Consider the following 17800-nt stretch of genomic DNA (forward strand, 5'->3'; position numbering starts at 1 on the left):
ACCCAACCCACTTCAGCGGTAATCGGTTCTTGAGCACCAAGAAAGAGAATGATATGGGCGCCTTTGCGGACAAGGTGGTACTGGTCACCGGCGCGTCACGCGGCATTGGTAGGGAGGTCGCGCTGGCGTTTGCCCGGGACGGAGCACATCTGATCCTTGCGGCCCGTTCGGCCGACCGGCTCGCCCAGGTGGAGAACGAGATCCGCGAACTGGGATCCCAAGCGCTCTCAGTGCCGACCGACGTGACTTCCCGTGATGCTGTGACAGCCTTGGTGGACGCGGCGACGAGCCGATTCGGAAGAATCGACGTCCTCGTGAACAACGCCGGGATCGGGAAAGTAGGCCCCATCGAAACGGCGACGTTCGAAGACGACGTCCGGCAAACACTGCAGGCGAGCCTTTTCGGGATGATCAACGTCACGCAGGGCGTACTCCCGGTGCTCCGCCTGCAGGGGTCGGGAACGATTGTCAACATGTCGTCCGTCATGGGACGCAAAGCGTTTTCTCGATTCGGCTCTTATGCCATCGTGATGCACGCGGTTTCTGCGTTCTCCGACAGCCTCCGCCAAGAGGTGAACGGCGGCAACATCCGAGTCTCGGTGATCTATCCCGCACTCACCGGCAGTGACATGCTGAGAGAGGCGGCGGAGGCCGAGATGCCTCCTCCGTTCCGGCACATGACCCCGCTGCAACCGGAAGCCGTTGCCCGCGCCGTGGTGTCCGCGGCCCAGCACGGGAAACGACGCGTCGTACTGCCGCGAACAGCGAATATGCTGCTGCTCGGCGAGGCCGTGTCACCTCGCGTCGGCGACTTGATCGCCAAGGCCCTGACGTTCCGGCCCATCGCCAAACTTCTCGGCATGAGTCGTGGAAAGACCTACCACGAAACCATTTCGAGCCGCCCGAACCCTGTGTAACAAGCCGACTGAACTCAAACGCCGTAGAACGATGCACATCGGGTTCCGACCGCTCGGCCCCGGAGGCAAACCACCTGGCCAGAACGGCATGCGCAACTGCCATGCGTGCCGCTTCGGGCAGTTGGAGGCGCTGGCCCGCCCACAGTCGTTGAGTACAGCTGCGGTTCTGAGAAGTGGGCTTGTTCACATCTCCGTGAATCGTCAAAACGAGGAGAAATTCAATGAATGCTACTCCTTCGATTGAACATTCAATATCCACTCCCTTCGGCCGGGTCTCTGCTGTTGAGTACGCGGGCGAAGAGCCTGCCATCGTGTTGATGCACGGATATCCCGACGACTCGCATGCATACGACAAGCTCGTACCCGAACTGCGGCCCCGGCGCACGATCAGGTTCGACTTCCTGGGATACGGGAATTCTGAGCGATCGCAGACCGCGCCGATGGAAGCATCGCAACGGACCACTGAAACTGCTGCGGTGATGGACCAGATCGGCATCGAGCAGGCAGTCGTCGTCGGACACGACGCCGGCGGTCCGGTAGCAGTGGATTATGCGAGGCAGAACCCCGACCGAGTGGCCAAGATCGCTCTCATGAATTGCTTTTATGGCCATTCGGAAACATTGACATTCCCGGACCTCATTCAACTGCTGGCGGATGCTCCGCTGGCAAACCTGACCGACAGCCTCCTGGCAGATCCCACTCAAGCACTGTGGCTCCTTGCCCACACCGGGGCCGAACTCGGCTACGACGCCTCGGAGGAGCTTGTCGTCGATGCTGTCCAACCACAATTCTTCGGCAGCGAAGGACAGGCTGACGCGCTCAAGGCGATTCGCGCGTGGACAGCACGGCTACCGATGGACCTTTCGACACAGGACAAAGCCATATCGGAAGGAGAAATCTCTTCCATGCGGACACCTGTCGATGTCATCTTCGGTGCGTCGGACAAATATCTCGACCCCGGGGTGGCCCGCCATCTGGCCGGGCTCTTTGCCAATGCGCGCGTCACTCTCCTGGAGGGCGCCAGACACTGGGTACAGTCGGACCGCGCTGCAGAAGTCGCCTCCCTCCTGAAGGGCTGACTTCCGCGTTTCCTTTTCGCTGGCGTCCGGATCCTGAGCGGGAACGCGAAAGTCCCTTCTTCACTCGGATAATGAGGCCATGTCCAGGACTTCCGTCATCACAGCGAGAAGGCACTTTCTGCGTGCAGACTTCCGGGTCACGTCCCACGCAGGTCGTGTCGAGCCAATGGTCGCGGGTGGTCGGCCACTCCGGGTCACGCCTGGTGGCCGACCTCGCCGATGCCATCGGCCCGATCGTGGCCTTCACCGACACGCTGCGCCGGCTCCGGCCACGCGGCATCGGGCACGATCCGGGCGGGATCGCGGTTGATGCGGCGGTGACGCTCGCCGACGACGGCCAGGCCACCTTCGACCCGGCCCTGCTGCGCGACCAGCCTGATGTGTTCGGCCCGGTCGCCTCCACCGCGACCACCTGGCATCCGCTGGCAGGCATCGACCCGGCCGCACTCGCCGGGCTGCGGCATACCGGAGGGCGTCCGGCCCCACGCTGTGGCCCGACTCCGAGGAGCCGACCCGCACAGTCGCCGACAGCGCCTACGCGGACCGTCCCGACGAGGGCAGCACGCCGGTGCGGGGAAGCGGCACAGCCGCTCCCCCGCACCGGCCTCACGCCAGATCCCCCGCGGACCGGCCACGGACCGAAAGGCGGCCACCCAGGCGGTCCGCTCCCCGCGCCCCCGGCTCAGACGTCGATCCGCGCCCGGTCCAGCGTCGACGCAGAGTTGGTGATGAACCAATCGGCCACCGTTCTGACCTGCGGCGGAGCAATCCGCCAGTGCGCTGACCAGGCATTTTGCGTTGGCCCCCGACAGCCGTTTTCGACTGCGCTGCGGACTGTTTGCGGACTGCCCTTCGGCCGTGACCAAGCCCGCCACGGGTCTGCAAGATCCAGCTTCGATTGCTTCGGAGCCGCCGGGGCTCCGCCAACCCCGGCGGACAAGGTGTTGCCCAGGGCTGTTGAAGTTCCGGGTTCGCGTAGGCCTCAGCGCCGAGCGGGAGTTGACGCGGCAACAGCGCATGCACGACACCGGTGAACATCAGGGTGTCTAACAGCAGCTAACACAATGAGGTGGATTGGTCCTGGTGGCCGTGTCCATGGCGGGAGTTGGGCGTTCGGCTGGGTGTGAGCGCCTCGCCGTGGGTCGTGTCGGATGAGTTGTGGGACCGGCTGGAGCGGTTGCTGCCGCGGTGTGAGCGCCGGTTCCGGTACCCGGGCCGGAAGCCGTTGCCTGACCGGCAGGTGCTGTGCGGGGTCCTGTACGTGCTGCACACCGGGATCCAGTGGGAGTACCTGCCCCGGGAGCTCGGGTTCGGGTCGGGCATGACCTGCTGGAGACGGCTGCGGGACTGGAACGAGGCCGGGGTCCGGCAGCAGCTGCACGAGGTGCTGCCGGCCGAACTGAACGCAGCAGCGGAGCTGGACCGGTCCAGGGCGGTGGTCGACTCCTCGCACGTGCGGGCGTTAAAAGGGGGCTCCACACGGGCCCCTCGCCGGTCGACCGGGGCCGGCCGGGCTCGAAACACCACCTGATCACCGACGGCCACGGCACCCCGCTCGCGATCATCCTGACCGGCGGCAACCGCAACGACGTCACCCAGCTCCTGCCCCTGATCGACGCCGTCCCCGCGATCAGAGGCCGACGCGGACACCCACGACGCAAGCCGGACTCACTGTTCGCCGACCGCGGCTACGACCACGACATCTACCGCGAGCAGATCCGCGCCCGCCACATCGTGCTGGCCATCGCCCGCCGCGGCACCCGGCACGGAACAGGACTCGGCACCCACCGCTGGGTCGTGGAGAGAACCTTCGCCCGGCTCCACGGCTTCAAACGACTCCGCATCCGCTGGGAACGCCGAGCCGACATCCACGAAGCCTTCCTCAAACTCGCCTGCTGCCTCATCACCCTCCGACAGATCAGCTCATTGTGTTAGCCGCTGTAAGACCACCCGTGCAATCCGGGACGCATCCGAACACGCCACCTGGATATGGGCCACCACCGACAGCCCACTCCTGCCGAGAACTTAAAATCGCCGTGTCAGCCGCGTACGGCCGGAAAACGCAGATGTCAAATCGAATCAAGCGAGCCGAACACGTCCTGGAGCATACGGCAGAGTTCCAGAACGCTCGCGCGAGTCATGGCGTCCGGATTCCAGTCGACGTAGAACTCGAATTCTCCCTTTTGCCCGGGGTGCCGCTGCGCGCGATTCCCGTAGATCTTGAGGGAATTGTCGATGCGCTGGTTCAGAACCCGCCTCATCTTGTCGTTGGAGATGTTCTGGAGAGCCACCCGCCGAGTCGGCTGGACGTGCAGGTTGAGCACGGTGAGAAAATTTCGCTTGCGTTGCTGCTCACGCCACTCGAAGGTCACCTGCCAGTTCCCCGATGCGCTCACGAACGTGCGGCCGTCAACACCCTGTGAGGCCCCTCGGTTCATTTGGAAGATCAGTTCGTTCGCATACTCGTTCTGCCCAATACGCGCGTTCACATCACTGTGCGTCAGTTCCTGGCGAATGTCGACCACTTTTTCCAGAACTTCGGCGAACGTCTGAATCCTCTCAGCGGCGTCGAAACGGGTGCACCCCTTGTAGAGGTCAATGATCTTCGAAATGGCAGACACCGCACAGGAGTTCGCCAATTTCCGGCTCAACACGTTGCAGTTGTCGTCGATCCTCAGCGGGTCGGGGTCCCGGTTGGTGAGACAGAAAAATGCCAGCTGGCCGAACGAGAAGATGTCGAGCGTGGGGTTCTTGCTCCGAACCACCTTCGGATCGTAGGCGATGTACTGCTCCGGGGCGGCGTAATAGATGACACCCATGGCCGTTTTGGTAACCTTTTGGGTCTGCGTACTAAACCACGCGAGGTCGAAGTCGGTCAGAAAAGGCCGGTAGTCACCGTTCTCCCTCAGGCGGCACACTATGTTCTCCGGCTTTATGTCCCGGTGGATGACATTGTGCTGGTGAGCATGGTTGATGGCCTCGGCGGTTTCGGCGAGAATTGAGAAGATCGACGACTGCTCCATGAACGTCCCGACACCGAACTCCCGCAGGTTGCTTCCGTCGATATAATCCATGGTGAATCCAGCAGGGCACTCGCTGTAGTCATGGACCTTGATAATCGCAGGATGTGACAGCATCCTCATGGCCTCGTAGCCGTTGCGAAACCTTTTGATCTTTTCGCGGTCCGTCAGCTCGTACGCGTGGTAGAGCTTGTAAGCCAGTGGCTCGCCGTTGTCCTTGGTGACCCGCCACACCTTACCGAATCCGCCGGCGCCGATTTGGCGGTCGAGAGTTCCCCACCTGGTTTTTGTCTGCGATTCGACGAACCCAAGCTCGCTCTGGTAGCGGATCAGCGAGTCCCGACTCTGCTGGAATAAGGGACGCCGGGACAGGCCCTCGATTTTCTCCTTACGAGCAAACCAGTTCGCTACCTCTTCGAGTTTTCTGCTGGCGGCGAAATACCCCTCATAACGCCAGGATTCCGCGCTGTAGCTCGACTTTATCTCGTGGTACGCCTGCAGGTGTTCACGTGCTTCTGTCTCGTACCGATGATAATCCTCCTCGGGCAGTGGAGGAGAGAGGATCGGGGTGAATTCCCGTCCGAGGATGAATCGGCCTTCCAGTCGCCCTAGGAAAACAGGGACCTGGACGTGGCCTTCCTGTCCCGCCATTTCCCTCGACACCACGTCGTAGACGCTGTGCGCCGTGACGGACCCAGTGTGATCCGCGGCGTCCCCAAGCAGCGCGGAAAGGAGGTGGTGGGTGAACACCCCGTGTCCGAGATTATCCTTCTCGACAGCCGACTGATCCGATGTGCAGGCAGCCATGACGACCACAGCTGGGTTCGCTTGGCGCACCATCCGGCCGATGTCGTCCTGCCTGATGGGAGCGACCGCGATACCCGCGGAAGACTGCTCGACAATGCCACCCGAGTGGCAGCAATCTAACACGATGAGGACTTGGGTCGCGGAGCCGGTGATAGGACTGGCAATCGACAGCAGACTATTCAGTGAGATACCCTCATCGAACTCTGCGTTGTCATGAGTAACCAAAAATGTGCCGATTTCGGTTGCGGCACCATGCCCGGAAAAATAGAACACAACCTGTTCCGCGCCGGAATTCTTCGCCTCCACGAGCCAGCGCAGAACCGCAGCCTTGCTGACCTCTTCCTCGGTGAGTTTGGTCACCGCGAACCCATACTCCGGCTCCGTAAGGACTGCCTCGACCTCGTCGGCATCGTTCACAGAATTCTTGAGCGTGGCCCATCTGTTACGATAGGAATTGATACCGACGACCAGAGCAAGACGACTCACTAATTGACTCCTTCAATTGCCGAGACTTGCGAACGCAATATTGAGCATGGAAGAGGAGTTTCCGATCGCGCGCTATCCGACGGCGAGGCCGACAATCCGGCCGGAAGACCTGGCTCTCCCGGGCATTATCAGCAACCAGGTTCCCTGAGGTACCCACGGTCAGCTCGGTGTCCGTGTCGCTGTAGAGGATCGCCTCCCCAACGGCGCCATTCGAGCGACGGTAGGTGAGACGAGTTGCCGAACTCCCCTGCATCCGCACAGCCACCACGGTGATATCAGCCCAGGAACTGCTCCGCCAACCACCCTGACCGGGGCTAAGTCCCCCAGGGGGAGGCTGCGAGTATGCGTCACGAACAGGCCCCCCACAATCAACACCGTTTGTACGTTGTGACGTTGATCAGACAGGAGATCAGCGCACATCAGGCATCGTAGACCCACAGCCCCCTCTTAGGAGGACAGACAGAGGGCTACGCTCCCTACCCGGATTGGGTGAGGAGGGGTGGAGGATGGCGGTTCGGGCTGCCCATGCGACGGCGCTCTGGGTGCGGAGGGAGAGGCCGAGGCGGTTCCAGTGGAAGATCACGTGGTAGCTGAGGACTTGGCGCAACCCGCGGTCGAATGTCCCGAGTTGCACAGCCTCTGCGAGGGAGCGGCCCGCGTGGCGGAAGGCGGCGGCCCACTCGGCGACCGGCGCCAGGGGACCGCCGGGGTTCAGCAGGGAGTCGAGGTCGGCCAGGAGCAGTGTCCGGATCTCCGCTGCTCTCGCGTCCAGGGTTTCGCGCGGGATGTCCGCGATGCTGGAGCGGTGTTCGGCGGTGATGACGTGGTGCCAGATGTCGCCCTGTTCATACCATTCGAGGCCGGCTGCGCGCATGAGGGTCGTGCACAGCAGGATGGATAGCTCGCGGGGGCCGAGGGGCAGGCCGTCGCGGAAGGGCAGTTGTTGGATCTCGCGGCTGTCGGCGACGAAGAGCGTGTGCGCGGCCGTCATGCTCGCGGGACCGCCGAAGGCAGCTGTTTCCGGTTCGTAGATGCCGGGCCACCAGCGGTGAAGGTGGCCCTCGGTGACGAGGCGGTCGAGGCTGTCTCCGATGGGGGTCATGGTCTCGAACCGGGGATTGCGGTGGAGTCGTAGTCGCCAGCAGGGGTGTTTTCGGGTGTACCACCAGCCGTCGATCGTGCCGTCGGCTTCTGCTGCGTGCAGCAGCGGCAGTACGTGGGTGGTGAAGGTGCGGTCGGCCTGCTCCCAGTCGGCGAAGCGAAGGTAGACGTGCCACCACTCGTGTCCCGCCGCGTGGTCGGCGAGGGCTTCGCGGCCTGCTTGTTGGAAGACCTGGAGGGCGTCGGAGAGGTCCGCCGGGGCCATCCGGGCTTCTGCGGCGGCTTCGGTGAGCGGGCGGCCGGAGAGCACAGCGAGTACGGCGTGTTCGGCCGCATCCGGGTCCGGCGGCATCAGTTGATGAGGAGACATGCGTCCCATCCGGTGCTCGGGGGCTGCTGGGCGGCGAGGGTGGAGAGGGCAAGCGCGGTGCCTGCCGCACCGTTCAGCAACCCGGGTGCCGCTGCTTGGTCGAGGCGGGTGTGGTCGAGGAGCGCGTGCCCGAGCGTGGGGAGCAGTTCGCGCAGGCGGGGGTCGAGGGCGTCTGCGGCTGCGCGCGTGGCCGTCTGGTAGATGCCTGCCCAGCCATGGCACAGGCCGGAGTCGGTCACGTTGGCGAGCTGGGCGGGGTCGGTCAGGGCTCGGTAGAGGGCGTCTTCGTAGAACGTCTGGAGGTCGGGGTCGCGCAGTGCGATGCCGGCGAGCTGGCCGGCCCGCGCGATGCCGGCGGTTCCGTAGCACCAGCTTGGTCGGGCGTCGTGAGGTCGGTGCGGGTAGCCGTGTTCGAGGTCGTGGCGGGAGAGGTGTTCGGGCCACCAGGGGCCGGTGCCGGTATCCTGACGCCAGGTGTCGAGGTGGTCGCAGATGGTCCGGATGGCATCGCGGTGGTCGGGGACTTCGATGCCGCGCCGTAGCGCCTGGGCTAGCAGGAGGAGCGGGCCGGTGATGCCGTGAGCGACTCCGAGGTTGGCGTGTCCGCCGGGGAAGTGCGGGGAGTGGCCTCGTCGCGGGTCGTGGCGGACCCACCAGCCGGGCAGGCCGCGACCTCGCGGCGCGAGCGGGCGGGTCAGCGCGACGAGGTAGCGGAGGATGCGTTCGAGGGCTCTGTCTTCGGGGCTGGTGTGCAGCAGGTAGGCGCCGATGCCGGTCAGGCCGTAGAAGATGTCGTACTCGGCGAAGGTCGCGAGGTCGCCGCGGTCGATGCGGGCCAGGGCGGCGTCGGTACGGCGGTGGGCGAGCGCCAGGACGTGTTGGTGCACGGTGTGCCGGGCCTGGACGTAGAGGTGGTCGAACTCGGCGGGTGGCGTGCTGAGCAGGAAGCCGATGGCCGGTGCGCCGAGGAAGAGGCCGGTGGTGTCGGCGGCGCTGACCTGTCCGGAGACTGCGGTGGTGATCCAGCGATGGGCTGCTCGCCAGGGCTGTCCGTGGCGCCGCGTGGCCTCGACGTGGAGGAGGGCCGTTCCGGCTGCCCCATCGGCGAGGGACTGTACGGCCGAGGGCTCGTCCGGGTGAGGGAGCGCGGGTTCGGCCTGAAGCACCATCTCGGTGGCGCTGGTTGTCGTCGCGGTCATCGGATTGCCTTTTGCTGGCGCAGGGCCGCAGTGCGGGCGAGGCGGAGGGTGAGGGCTTCGGCGGTGGGGTCTACGCCCAGCGCCCGGACGTGGTGCTGGTGAAGCAGTGACCGGGCGGCTCGGAGCGGGTCGGCGCCGGCCAGACAGAGCTGGTACGCGTCCAGAGCGGCGGCGCGGGCCTGCCAAGCGCGGGTGACGGCGTCGCCTCCGGGGAGAACGCCCAAGGCTTCTCGGCCGCCAGGTGAGGTGAAGTCGAACACCTGGTCTCGCAGGCGAGGGTCCAGGCGACCGATGGTCTGCGGCAGCCGTTGGACGAGCCAGTCGGTGCCTTGTATCTCGGAGGGGGCAAGGTGCTGGGTGAGGTCGAGGGCGCTGGCGGCGGCGAGGGCCTGCGGGGTGACGGTGTCGGTCTGGCCGGTGAGACGAATCTGCGCGAGGGCGGCGGCGGAGTCGGCGGCGAACACGCGGTGCGCGGCGTCCATCGCGTCTCCGTGCCCGAATCGGCCGGTCTGCGGCCGGTAGTCGGCCAGGGTCAGGCCGGCTGCGAGGCCGGTGCGATGTAAGGTGCCGGTCCAGTCGTGGACGTGGTCGGCCGCCCCGGCGTAGGTGCCGGGCGCCAGGTGGAGTAAGAGGTCGAGGCACTGGTCGGCGTCCGGGCGGGCGGTCTCGCGGTGGCGGGTGAACCACCACAGCGGGGCGGTATCACCGAGCGCGCCGAGCAGCGCCGGGAGGTGCTGGGTCAGAATCTCGTCGTAGCGGCCGAGGTGGGCGTGCAGTCGGGCGTACAGCACGCTGCCGGCGCCGGGAAGGTACAGGTGCGCCGGTTCGGCGCCGACGGCCGGGGCCGGGTCGCTTGCCTCGGCGTGCGGGGTGGACTCGGTGTTGCGGAGGGAGACCCAGATCTCGTGTGCGCGGCCGATCCAGCCGTGCGCGTCGGCGGCGGGCGCCTCGCGCAGTTCCAGGCGGCCGTTCTGGTCGAGTTGGGTACGTAGCAGGCGGCGGTGCACCGGGTGGTTCAGGTCCAGCGGGAGACATTGGTCGTGCTCGATCATGCTGATGGTGTCCGGGACGTGCAGTCTGCCGCGCCACGCGTTGAGCGCCTGGTCCCAGGCGTTCTGATCTGTTGCGCGGGCGGGGAGTTCTCCGGCTGTGAGCAGCCAGCGGGCTGGGACGAGGATGGTGCGGCGGTAGCGGACGCGGGGCAGGTAGGGCAGGCGGGCGGCGGCTCCGAAGTCGAACGGCTTGTAGGCGGCGTACCGAGCATCGGCGACCTCGGCGAGGAACCGGGCAAGCGCCGGTGTCTGGGTGGCGGCTTCGAGGGCGTGCAGGACGCGAACGTCCAGGCGGCGGCCTGTGGAGAGTTGGACGAGGTGGAAGTGGCGAGCGTCGGCCGTGACGGCGATGTCGTCGAGGCGGATCGTCTCGCCACAGGCGGCCGGGTTCTCCCCCACGGTGATGACGTGGGACAGCAGCCGTGGCGTGCGGGTCACGTTCTCGTTGCGGCGTTTACGGGGCGCGAAGCTGAGCTGCGCGGTGAGCGCGTCGGGGTCGGTGCGGTAGCCGGTGGCCAGGGCCTCTTGCTCGTGCGGGTCCAGCAGGTGGGCGAAACGTCCGGCCATGCTGCTGCCCGGCCGGGGAACGGCGGTGAGCACGATCTCGAAAGCGCCCCGAGCGAGGTCCGTGACGGACAGCGGGTGGATCTCGAAGGCGGTCTCGACACGAGGCACGAAGTGGGGCTCGGTGCCGGCGGCTTCCGCCAGGGCGTCGATCACCTTGTCAGTGAGGACGAGTTCGCTACGGCCCTGCATCAGCACGGGTTGCAGGAGCGCGAGCAGGGTCTCGTCCCGGTCGGTGAGGAGCTTGGGCGGTCGGCCACGTTCCGAGCCGAGGTACCCGGCGGGAAGCCCGAGCCCGCTGTCGGAGACCAAGTCCGTGACGGGCACCTGGGCCCCGGCGCCGTACCGGGCGCGGAAACGGCGGTGGTAGTCGCGCCAGTGCTGGTAGCCGTAGGGCTGTGAGGTGGTGCGGTACAGCGCGGTGACGGCTGCCTGCACCTCTTCCAGGACGGCGGCGGGTATCTGCACGTCGCAGTCGAGGGCGGTGTCGATGACCAGGGGTGTCGGGGTGGCCTGGGACAGTGCGCGCATTCTCGGGGTGGCGCGGTCCGGCGCCGAGGCGGCGACGTCCTCGCGTATCTCGTACAGCGCGGCCACCAGGTCGCGGAGGTCGGGGAGGGTGTCCGCAGACAGCCGTTGCAGTTCGGCGCACAAGTGACCGAAGGCGTCCGTGGTGGTCATCGGCGCCCACAAGCTGGTGAGGAGGAGCTGCTGGCCGATCAGGTCTCGCAGGACCCGGTCGATCTGGTCGGCGCCGGCCTGGGGGAAGAGCGTGTGCAGGTGCCGGTGCAAGTCGTCGTAGACGATCGGGTGGCGTGCGGCCTCGATCGCGGCGGCTACCGGGCGGGCGTGGCGCACGGATACTTCGACCGGGCCATGAGCCGGGCGTAGGCGTCGGCTGGCGGTCCTACGGCAACCAGACGGCCGCCGCGCCGGCGGGCGGTGTTGTTGGCCACGAGGGGCAGTCGATTCAACAGTTCCGGGTTGGCCTGGAGGCGCAGGATGATGTCGGTAACCCATTCGGCGTCCGCGCGCACCAGCACCCGGTGCTTCTCGCCCCACAGGGCGTGGGCCGAGTCTCCGACGGCCACGGTGGCGGTGCCGGCGAACAGTCCGTGCGGAGTTGGGCGGTTCTGCCACCGCAGCAGGTAGGAGATCGTGGACAGTGCGGTTCGCCGGACCAGGCGGGGCTGGGTCTGGCGCCCCTCTACGACCGTCTCGACGGCCTGGGAGAGCGCGGGGGTGGCCGCGGAGAGGGCTTTACGAAACTCTGGCTGCCGCCAGATTCGGCGCAGCCAGGCGCGGGTGGCCGCCGCGTCGTCCAGGTTGAGCGTGGTGGCCCGCACCATCACGGGGCCCTGCCAGCGGTAACTGACGGCCGATCGGGGGACCATGGGGCATTCCCTTCCGGTACGAGCGCGGGCGGCCGGTGGGCCGGGCCTGACGTATGCCGGGCCCGGCCCACCGGGTGAGGGAGGCGCCTGGGATCAGGCGGGGTCCTCCACGAAGGAGTTGCACGCGGAGGCGCCGTTGGAGCACGTGCTGCCGCAGCCGTCACCGGTGGAGCACTGGAGCTTGCCGAACGGGTGCGCAGCGACAACGACCCTCACGTCAAGCGGCGCGAAGTCCTCGTCCAAGGCGCTCATCGCGGGGGCCGGGGCCAGGGTGGCGCTGGTCATGGTGGTGTCCTTCCTTCCGTTGGGGATGGTGCGGGAACCCTGGTCCGCAGTTACTGCTGAGCGGGCCAAGAGAGCGAGATCCGGCTGTAGACCTTGTCGATGACCCGGTCACCGGGGACCTGGTCATCGGGGGTTCCGGCCGGATGGACCCGGATCACCGGGCCGGGACCGCCGCGGTGCTCGCTGGACCAGTCGCGCAGGTGGGCGGCGACGGTCTCGGCGAACGGGGCGGCGTCGGGGCCGAGGGCGTGCACGCCGTACTCGACGTGCTTGTTGTCCTCGGTGCGGCGGGTGGTGAGGTAGCCGAAGGTGCGGCCCTGGTCGTCCACGGCGGCCAGGGCGAAGCTCTTGTTGGCCGGGGCGACGATGCCGGAGTCGAGGTCGGGGTCCACGGCCATGATGCAGAAGCCGGGGAGGGTGATGGACAGGTACATCTGGAGGGTGTCCAGCAGCTCGCTCAGGCCGACCGTCACCCCGGTCCACATCTCGAAGCGCGGGAATGTGACGGCGTTGTCGAGCAGGCTCGGGTCGGAGGGCAGCCCGTCATCGAACCGCAGTCCGATCTCGGGAGTGCCGTTGACCAGCAGCAGCTCCTCATTGTGGGCGGTGGAACCCTGCATCGGAACGAAGCCGCAGACTGTCGCGGACTCGCTCTCCAAGTGGTCGCCGACACGGGCGAAGGCAACGGACCGGGTCAGGCCGCGCATCCGCAGCGGCACCACCAGGCGACCGCCGGGCTTGAGCTGATCCATCCAGGCCGGCGGAACGTCCCAGGCGCCGACGGTCACCATCACGACATCGACCTTCCCCAGCCCGGGGATGGGCTCGGCGGCGTCGGCCGTGACGACGGTGACCCCGCTGTAACCGTGCTCCTCCAGCAGCCGGCTGGCGCGGTCGGTGACGACGGGGTCGATGTCCACCGTGGTGACCTGACCGTCCTCCCCCACGAGTTCGGCGAGATAAGCCGCGTTCAACCCGCCCGACCCAACCTCCAGCACTCGCATCCCCGGGCGGACTCGGGCCTGCTCCAGCATGATGGCCTGGATCTGCGGCGCCGACACGGAGCTGAGCTGCACCCCGTGCTCGTCGGTCTTGGTGATCACCGCCGCGTACGGCTCGTACGCCTTCTCCAGGCTCGCCTCGGGGGCGAACTCGTGGCGAGGGACCGCACGCATCACGGCCTCGACCTCGGGAGAGGTGATCCAGCCCTCCGCGCGGAGGGTGTCCACGACGTTGTTCCGCAGGCGGGTGGCCTCGTCGGGCTCGACGGTCGTGTGGGTCATGAGGGGAAGTTCCTTCGCTCGTAGGTACGTTGGGTGCCCGGGAAACAACGGAGCGGACAGATGACGGTCACGCCGCCTCCTCGACGGAGTCGAACGCGACGAGTTGGTCCAGCGACTCGCTCACGGCCCATGCCATCTTCCGGCTCCTAGCGGACCGGTCGGTCGCAGCCTGTTTACGGTTGGTGGCTGACTGAGGGGTGGTGGGTTTCCCAGTCAGCGCGGGCGGTGACGAGCGCGGGGCGTATCTCGTTGTCCAGGCGGTCGGCCTGGGCTCGGAGTTGGGCGGCGAGGTGGGTGAGGTCGCCGGGGGTGAGGTTGTTCATCCAGAAGTCGTTGACGATGTGGATGTTGGCGAACGGGGTTCGTCCGCGCGGGTGCTCGCTGTAGGGGTGGCAAGTGATGTTGCCGTTGAAGAGGGTGTCTTCGCCTTCGCCGGCCTTGCCGTCGCCGTCCGCGTGGGCCGGGTGGTGGACGTGCATCGTCTGCCCCTCGAAGGGCTGCCAGTGGGTGAGGTCGATCAGAGTGAGGGAGAGCTTTTCCAAGGGGACGTTCGTGTCACTGGGGTCCTCGTCGGCCCAGGGCGGCAGGTAGCCAGTGAGGGTGAGGCCGCCCGTGGTGCTGATGGACCAGATTCGGGAGTCCGGTGAGATGGCTTCGTCAGCGGCCAGCTGGTGGATGGGGGAAGTGGCGTACGCGGGCCGTGCGGCCGTTGATGTGCTGGTCAAGGCTTGTGTTCCTTGTCAGAGGCTGGGGATTGGAGGGGACGCGTCTTTTCGGATGTCGCGGATCGCCTGAGCGCGCAATCGATTTGAATCCGCCGTGCTCTTTGGGTGCGCGTGTGCGCGAGTCGCTCCGCAGAGCGCGTCGAGCGGGAGGCGTCAGGAGGATTCGACCGGCGCAGCGGTGAGCTGGTGGGTGTGCGCACCTGGATGATTGGCGAACTCGCTGCACGGCTCGCGCGACTCGGGGTCGGCGTACGAGCAGTCCGGCAGGATCTCCAGGGCGCCCGGGGAATCGGCTTCGGCCCAGCGGGTCCATAGGGCGCCGGTGGCTGCACCAGCAAGGTCCAGCACGAGGGCGAAGTGATGCCTGCTGTCGTGGATCTGGAGATAGCACCGTAAGTCCCGTTCTACGTCGGGCTCGTCCGGGGCCCCGTGCTCTCCAGCGAGGCGTATGGCCTCCCCGACAAGATGCTCCGGGAGCCGGATGGCCTGGCCGCAGATGGGGAACAGCGTCTTGGCGTGCGTCATTGCGGGTTGCTTTCTGCATGGATGCGTTTCACTGCGGTGGCCGCTTTGTGGATGGTCGAGCCAGAGAGCGCGACGGCTGCCTGGGCCGTGGATGCCTCTCCGAGTGGTGGTCTGTGGGAGGTGGGGCCGGCCGCCCGGACAGCGTGGCCAGGTACTGGACGTGCCAGCGGACGAGGGGAAGTACCTCGATTGCTGCGGCCCGCGCAATGGCCTGGATCACGGCTGTCGCGCAGACGAGGCGGAGTCAGCCCAAGGGGAGCCGGACCAGGACGGTCTTGCCCTGGCCGTCGATGTCGGGGTCGACGCTGGTGTGGCCGCCGGCCTCTGTGACGAGCTGTTGGACCAGGAACAGGCCCCATCCGCCGCTGTCGTCGGCGTGTGGCTCGGAGAGCGCGACCGGTTGGTGCGGGTGGCGGTCGTGGACCGCGAGGGCCAGCCCGTCCTGATCGATGACGACACGCACGTCAAAGGTCGGTGAGGTGGTGGCGGCATGGCGGACGCAATTGGACGCCAGTTCACTCAAGGCCACCAGCCAGGCGTCAACGGCGGGATGTTGCCGATCCAGGCCCTGCTCCCGCGCCGCGAACGTGGCCTCGTGGCGGACCTGGGTGACCGAGGCAGGCACAGCGGGAAGGGTCGTCTCGAGTGTGAACGCGGTGATCATGTCGGGCTCCGTCGGCGGATTGCGGGACCGGCTGCTCCCCGGTCGGCGGATTCACGGCCCCGACGCGGCGGCCGGAGCAGAAGGACGCGGGTGCCGGCCTCGGCGAGCCGTATGCGGCGGGCGGCGGCAAGGGCGCGCGGGCCGAGATGGGAGGCGGCGGGCAGGACGACCCCGTACGTGTCGGGGAGGGCCAGGGCGTCGAGCAGACCGGTGAAGGCAGCAGAGCACCCGGGCTCGTCCGGCGCGGTCTCGTTCGGTGTGGTGCGTTCGGTGAACACCGCGCCGAGCAGCAGCTCGTGCCAGCGGCAGTACTCCGTGAGCGCCGCCGTGAGTGCGCCGGCACGTCCGGCGGGCGTCTTGACCAAGTGCAGGAACCCATAGACGACAGGGCCATCGACTGGGCGGTGCTCGGTCAGCAGTTCCATGGGGCGGACCGTCCTTCACCGTGGGAGGCAGGGGTGCTCGGGGGTGGACGTCTTGAGCCTGCCGCCGACTGGCCGGTGGGGGGAATGACCACCTGCTGCACTTTCGGTGCACTTCCGTGGTCCCACGCTTACCGTCCGTGCTTCCATTGCGCCAGGAGGGAGGCACCGTGGTGAGCGTGAGGCGATGGACCGGTCGGGAGGCCGGCCTGCTGCGGCAGGCGCTCCGTATGAGCGTGCGTGCCTACGCGGAGCACCTCGGGGTCGCGATGCGTACCGTCTCCAAGTGGGAGAAGTTGGGCACCGCCACCTGCCCCTGGCCCGACACGCAGGCCATCTTGGACACAGCCCTCGTCCGCGCCGAGGCCGCCGCCCAATCCCGCTTCGAACAACTCCTCACCCAGGGAACGCTGGCGCGAGAGCGAAGGAGAGCACCCTCACCGTCGCTCGCCGACCACGAGACCTGGACGGAGGATCTGGAGCGGATCGTGGTGTGTCTCGACCGTCAGGATTTCGCCTTCGCGGCAGCACTGGTGGAACGCTGGCTCGGCCGCGCCCGGCCTCGCGACCTCGACGATCGGGGCCTGTATCTGTACGGGCGCTCGTTGGTTCTGTCCGGTGACCTGCGGCGTCTCCAGGGCACTCTCCAGGACCTGATGACCGCCAGGCGGCTCTACGCCGACGCGCACAACGTCTTCACCGAACTCGAAATCCCACGCCGGGCCGCGCAGATCGAACTGTCCCTCACGGTGGTCACCGAAATGGCCGGACGCCACACCGCTGCGGCCACCCGCTACCAGCAGCTCACCGATGACGAAAGACTCGGCTCGGCCGACCGCGCTCGGGCCCTGCTGTGGATCGGCACCGCCCTGGCCAAAGACGGCCGCAACGAGTTCGCCATTCAGGTCATGCGCCAGGCGGCTGAGCGGTTCGAGGAACTGAACGAGCCGGAGGACTGGGCGACCGCCCAGCAGAAGCTCGCCCTGGCCCACCGCGGTGCCGGCGATCTGACCCGGGCCCTGGCCTACATCGATACGGCCCGCAGCAACGGCCACTTCGAGACCCCGCTCCAGCGCGTCCAGATCGAAACGGCGCACGCCCACATCCTGCTCACCGACCCGGCCACCCGCAGCAGTGGGCACGCCGTGCTCGACCGGGCCTCGGACATCGCCAGCCGATACGGCCTGAAACACCAACTGCGCAGCATCAAGACCGTTCGCAACAGCCAGGAGCACACGTGACCGACCAGGCCCCGATCAGCGACGCGGACCGGACCGACGCCCGCGCCATCTGGGACTTCCACCAGATGGGCCACAAGCTGAGGCCTTGCTCCGCCGCGATCACCCTCGGCAGCCTCGACCTCGGCGTGGCCACCACCACCGCCGAGCTCTACCACGCCGGAATGTTCCCGGTCGTGGTCTTCACCGGCGACACCAGCCCCGCCACCCAAAAGCGCTTCCCCCGAGGCGAGGCCAACCACTACCGCGAGCACGCACTCTCCCTCGGGGTACCGGACGAGGCGATCCTGCTGGAGCCGAAGGCCACCAACACCGGCCAGAACATCGGCTTCTCCCGCGAGGTCCTGGAGAACGCGGGCATCGAGGTGACCACCCTGCTCCTGATCTCCATGCCCTACATGCAACGCCGCGCCTACGCGACGTGCCGCAAACTCTGGCCCGAGGTGGAGCCGGTCTGCGCCTCCCAACCGCTGTCCTTCGACGAGTACGTCACGACACACGACGACGAGAAGCAGCTCATCGACATGCTCATGGGCGACATGGACCGGGTGATGGAGTACCCCAAGCGCGGTTTCGCCATCGAGCAGCACGTCCCGGAAAGGGTCCGCGATGCCTTCGACCGTCTCCGCGCCCGCGGCTACGACAGCTGGCTCCTGCCCGCCTGACCGT

The 17800-nt window shown here is 67.0% G+C and carries 17 protein-coding genes; 5 read left to right on the forward strand and 12 right to left on the reverse strand.

Annotation, left to right across the window (positions count from 1 at the left end; all coding sequences use genetic code 11):
* The first annotated feature begins 29 nt into the window (after positions 1-29).
* The gene (locus tag ACFO3J_RS26780) at positions 30-917 is read left to right on the forward strand and encodes an SDR family NAD(P)-dependent oxidoreductase (protein ID WP_386434298.1); all 888 of its coding nucleotides are present in this window, start codon (positions 30-32) and stop codon (positions 915-917) included.
* 221 nt (positions 918-1138) lie between these two features.
* Positions 1139-1996 (forward strand): alpha/beta fold hydrolase, encoded by an 858-nt coding sequence (locus ACFO3J_RS26785; protein ID WP_386434301.1) that lies wholly within the window; start codon positions 1139-1141, stop codon positions 1994-1996.
* Positions 1997-2190: 194 nt separating this feature from the next.
* Here the strand turns inward: ACFO3J_RS26785 and ACFO3J_RS26790 are convergent, their stop codons facing one another.
* The gene (locus ACFO3J_RS26790) at positions 2191-2460 is read right to left on the reverse strand and encodes a hypothetical protein (RefSeq protein ID WP_386434304.1); all 270 of its coding nucleotides are present in this window, start codon (positions 2458-2460) and stop codon (positions 2191-2193) included.
* A gap of 659 nt (positions 2461-3119) precedes the next feature.
* On the opposite strand from ACFO3J_RS26790, the gene ACFO3J_RS26795 reads away from it, so the two are divergent.
* Positions 3120-3931, forward strand: a protein-coding gene (locus tag ACFO3J_RS26795) for an IS5 family transposase (protein WP_386434307.1) whose coding sequence is annotated in 2 segments (ribosomal slippage) — positions 3120-3443 and positions 3446-3931 — 810 coding nt in all. Because the reading frame shifts where the segments join, the coding sequence is not laid out codon by codon here.
* 134 nt (positions 3932-4065) lie between these two features.
* Here ACFO3J_RS26795 and ACFO3J_RS26800 read toward each other — a convergent pair.
* The 11 genes from ACFO3J_RS26800 to ACFO3J_RS26850 all read right to left on the reverse strand — a co-directional run bounded on the left by ACFO3J_RS26800 (position 4066) and on the right by ACFO3J_RS26850 (position 15896).
* Positions 4066-6309, reverse strand: coding sequence for a protein kinase domain-containing protein (locus tag ACFO3J_RS26800; RefSeq protein WP_386434310.1), 2244 nt, complete (start codon positions 6307-6309; stop codon positions 4066-4068).
* 409 nt (positions 6310-6718) lie between these two features.
* Positions 6719-7762 carry a thiopeptide-type bacteriocin biosynthesis protein gene (locus ACFO3J_RS26805; protein ID WP_386434312.1) on the reverse strand — a complete coding sequence of 348 codons (1044 nt, stop codon included), beginning with the start codon at positions 7760-7762 and terminating at the stop codon, positions 6719-6721.
* Positions 7762-8979, reverse strand: coding sequence for a lanthionine synthetase C family protein (locus ACFO3J_RS26810; protein ID WP_386434315.1), 1218 nt, complete (start codon positions 8977-8979; stop codon positions 7762-7764). Before ACFO3J_RS26810 ends, ACFO3J_RS26805 begins: the two co-directional genes overlap by 1 nt.
* Positions 8976-11453, reverse strand: a complete 2478-nt coding sequence (locus tag ACFO3J_RS26815; protein ID WP_386434318.1) for a lantibiotic dehydratase — start codon at positions 11451-11453, stop codon at positions 8976-8978. The genes ACFO3J_RS26810 and ACFO3J_RS26815 overlap by 4 nt, the downstream gene beginning before the upstream one ends.
* Positions 11432-11989 (reverse strand): lantibiotic dehydratase, encoded by a 558-nt coding sequence (locus tag ACFO3J_RS26820; RefSeq protein WP_386434321.1) that lies wholly within the window; start codon positions 11987-11989, stop codon positions 11432-11434. Before ACFO3J_RS26820 ends, ACFO3J_RS26815 begins: the two co-directional genes overlap by 22 nt.
* Positions 11990-12082: 93 nt before the next feature.
* Complete coding sequence (locus tag ACFO3J_RS26825) at positions 12083-12274, reverse strand: FxLD family lanthipeptide (protein ID WP_386434323.1); 192 nt, start codon at positions 12272-12274, stop codon at positions 12083-12085.
* Between the two features lie 50 nt (positions 12275-12324).
* Positions 12325-13557, reverse strand: coding sequence for a methyltransferase, FxLD system (gene fxlM, locus ACFO3J_RS26830; RefSeq protein ID WP_386434324.1), 1233 nt, complete (start codon positions 13555-13557; stop codon positions 12325-12327).
* A gap of 173 nt (positions 13558-13730) precedes the next feature.
* Positions 13731-14282 (reverse strand): DUF6907 domain-containing protein, encoded by a 552-nt coding sequence (locus tag ACFO3J_RS26835; RefSeq protein WP_386434327.1) that lies wholly within the window; start codon positions 14280-14282, stop codon positions 13731-13733.
* 153 nt (positions 14283-14435) lie between these two features.
* Positions 14436-14807, reverse strand: a complete 372-nt coding sequence (locus ACFO3J_RS26840) for a hypothetical protein (protein ID WP_386434330.1) — start codon at positions 14805-14807, stop codon at positions 14436-14438.
* A gap of 244 nt (positions 14808-15051) precedes the next feature.
* On the reverse strand, positions 15052-15471 hold the full coding sequence (locus ACFO3J_RS26845; protein WP_386434333.1) for an ATP-binding protein: 420 nt from the start codon (positions 15469-15471) through the stop codon (positions 15052-15054).
* Positions 15468-15896: a hypothetical protein gene (locus tag ACFO3J_RS26850; RefSeq protein ID WP_386434335.1), complete on the reverse strand. Its 429-nt coding sequence runs from the start codon at positions 15894-15896 to the stop codon at positions 15468-15470. Before ACFO3J_RS26850 ends, ACFO3J_RS26845 begins: the two co-directional genes overlap by 4 nt.
* Before the next feature lie 167 nt (positions 15897-16063).
* Here ACFO3J_RS26850 and ACFO3J_RS26855 point away from each other — a divergent pair, with 167 nt between their 5' ends.
* Positions 16064-17134 carry a hypothetical protein gene (locus ACFO3J_RS26855; protein WP_386434338.1) on the forward strand — a complete coding sequence of 357 codons (1071 nt, stop codon included), beginning with the start codon at positions 16064-16066 and terminating at the stop codon, positions 17132-17134.
* Positions 17131-17796, forward strand: a complete 666-nt coding sequence (locus ACFO3J_RS26860; RefSeq protein ID WP_386434341.1) for a YdcF family protein — start codon at positions 17131-17133, stop codon at positions 17794-17796. The genes ACFO3J_RS26855 and ACFO3J_RS26860 overlap by 4 nt, the downstream gene beginning before the upstream one ends.
* Positions 17797-17800 lie beyond the last annotated feature (4 nt).

The sequence above is a fragment of the Streptomyces polygonati genome (assembly GCF_042650325.1).
In the GTDB taxonomy this organism is placed as follows: domain Bacteria; phylum Actinomycetota; class Actinomycetes; order Streptomycetales; family Streptomycetaceae; genus Actinacidiphila; species Actinacidiphila polygonati.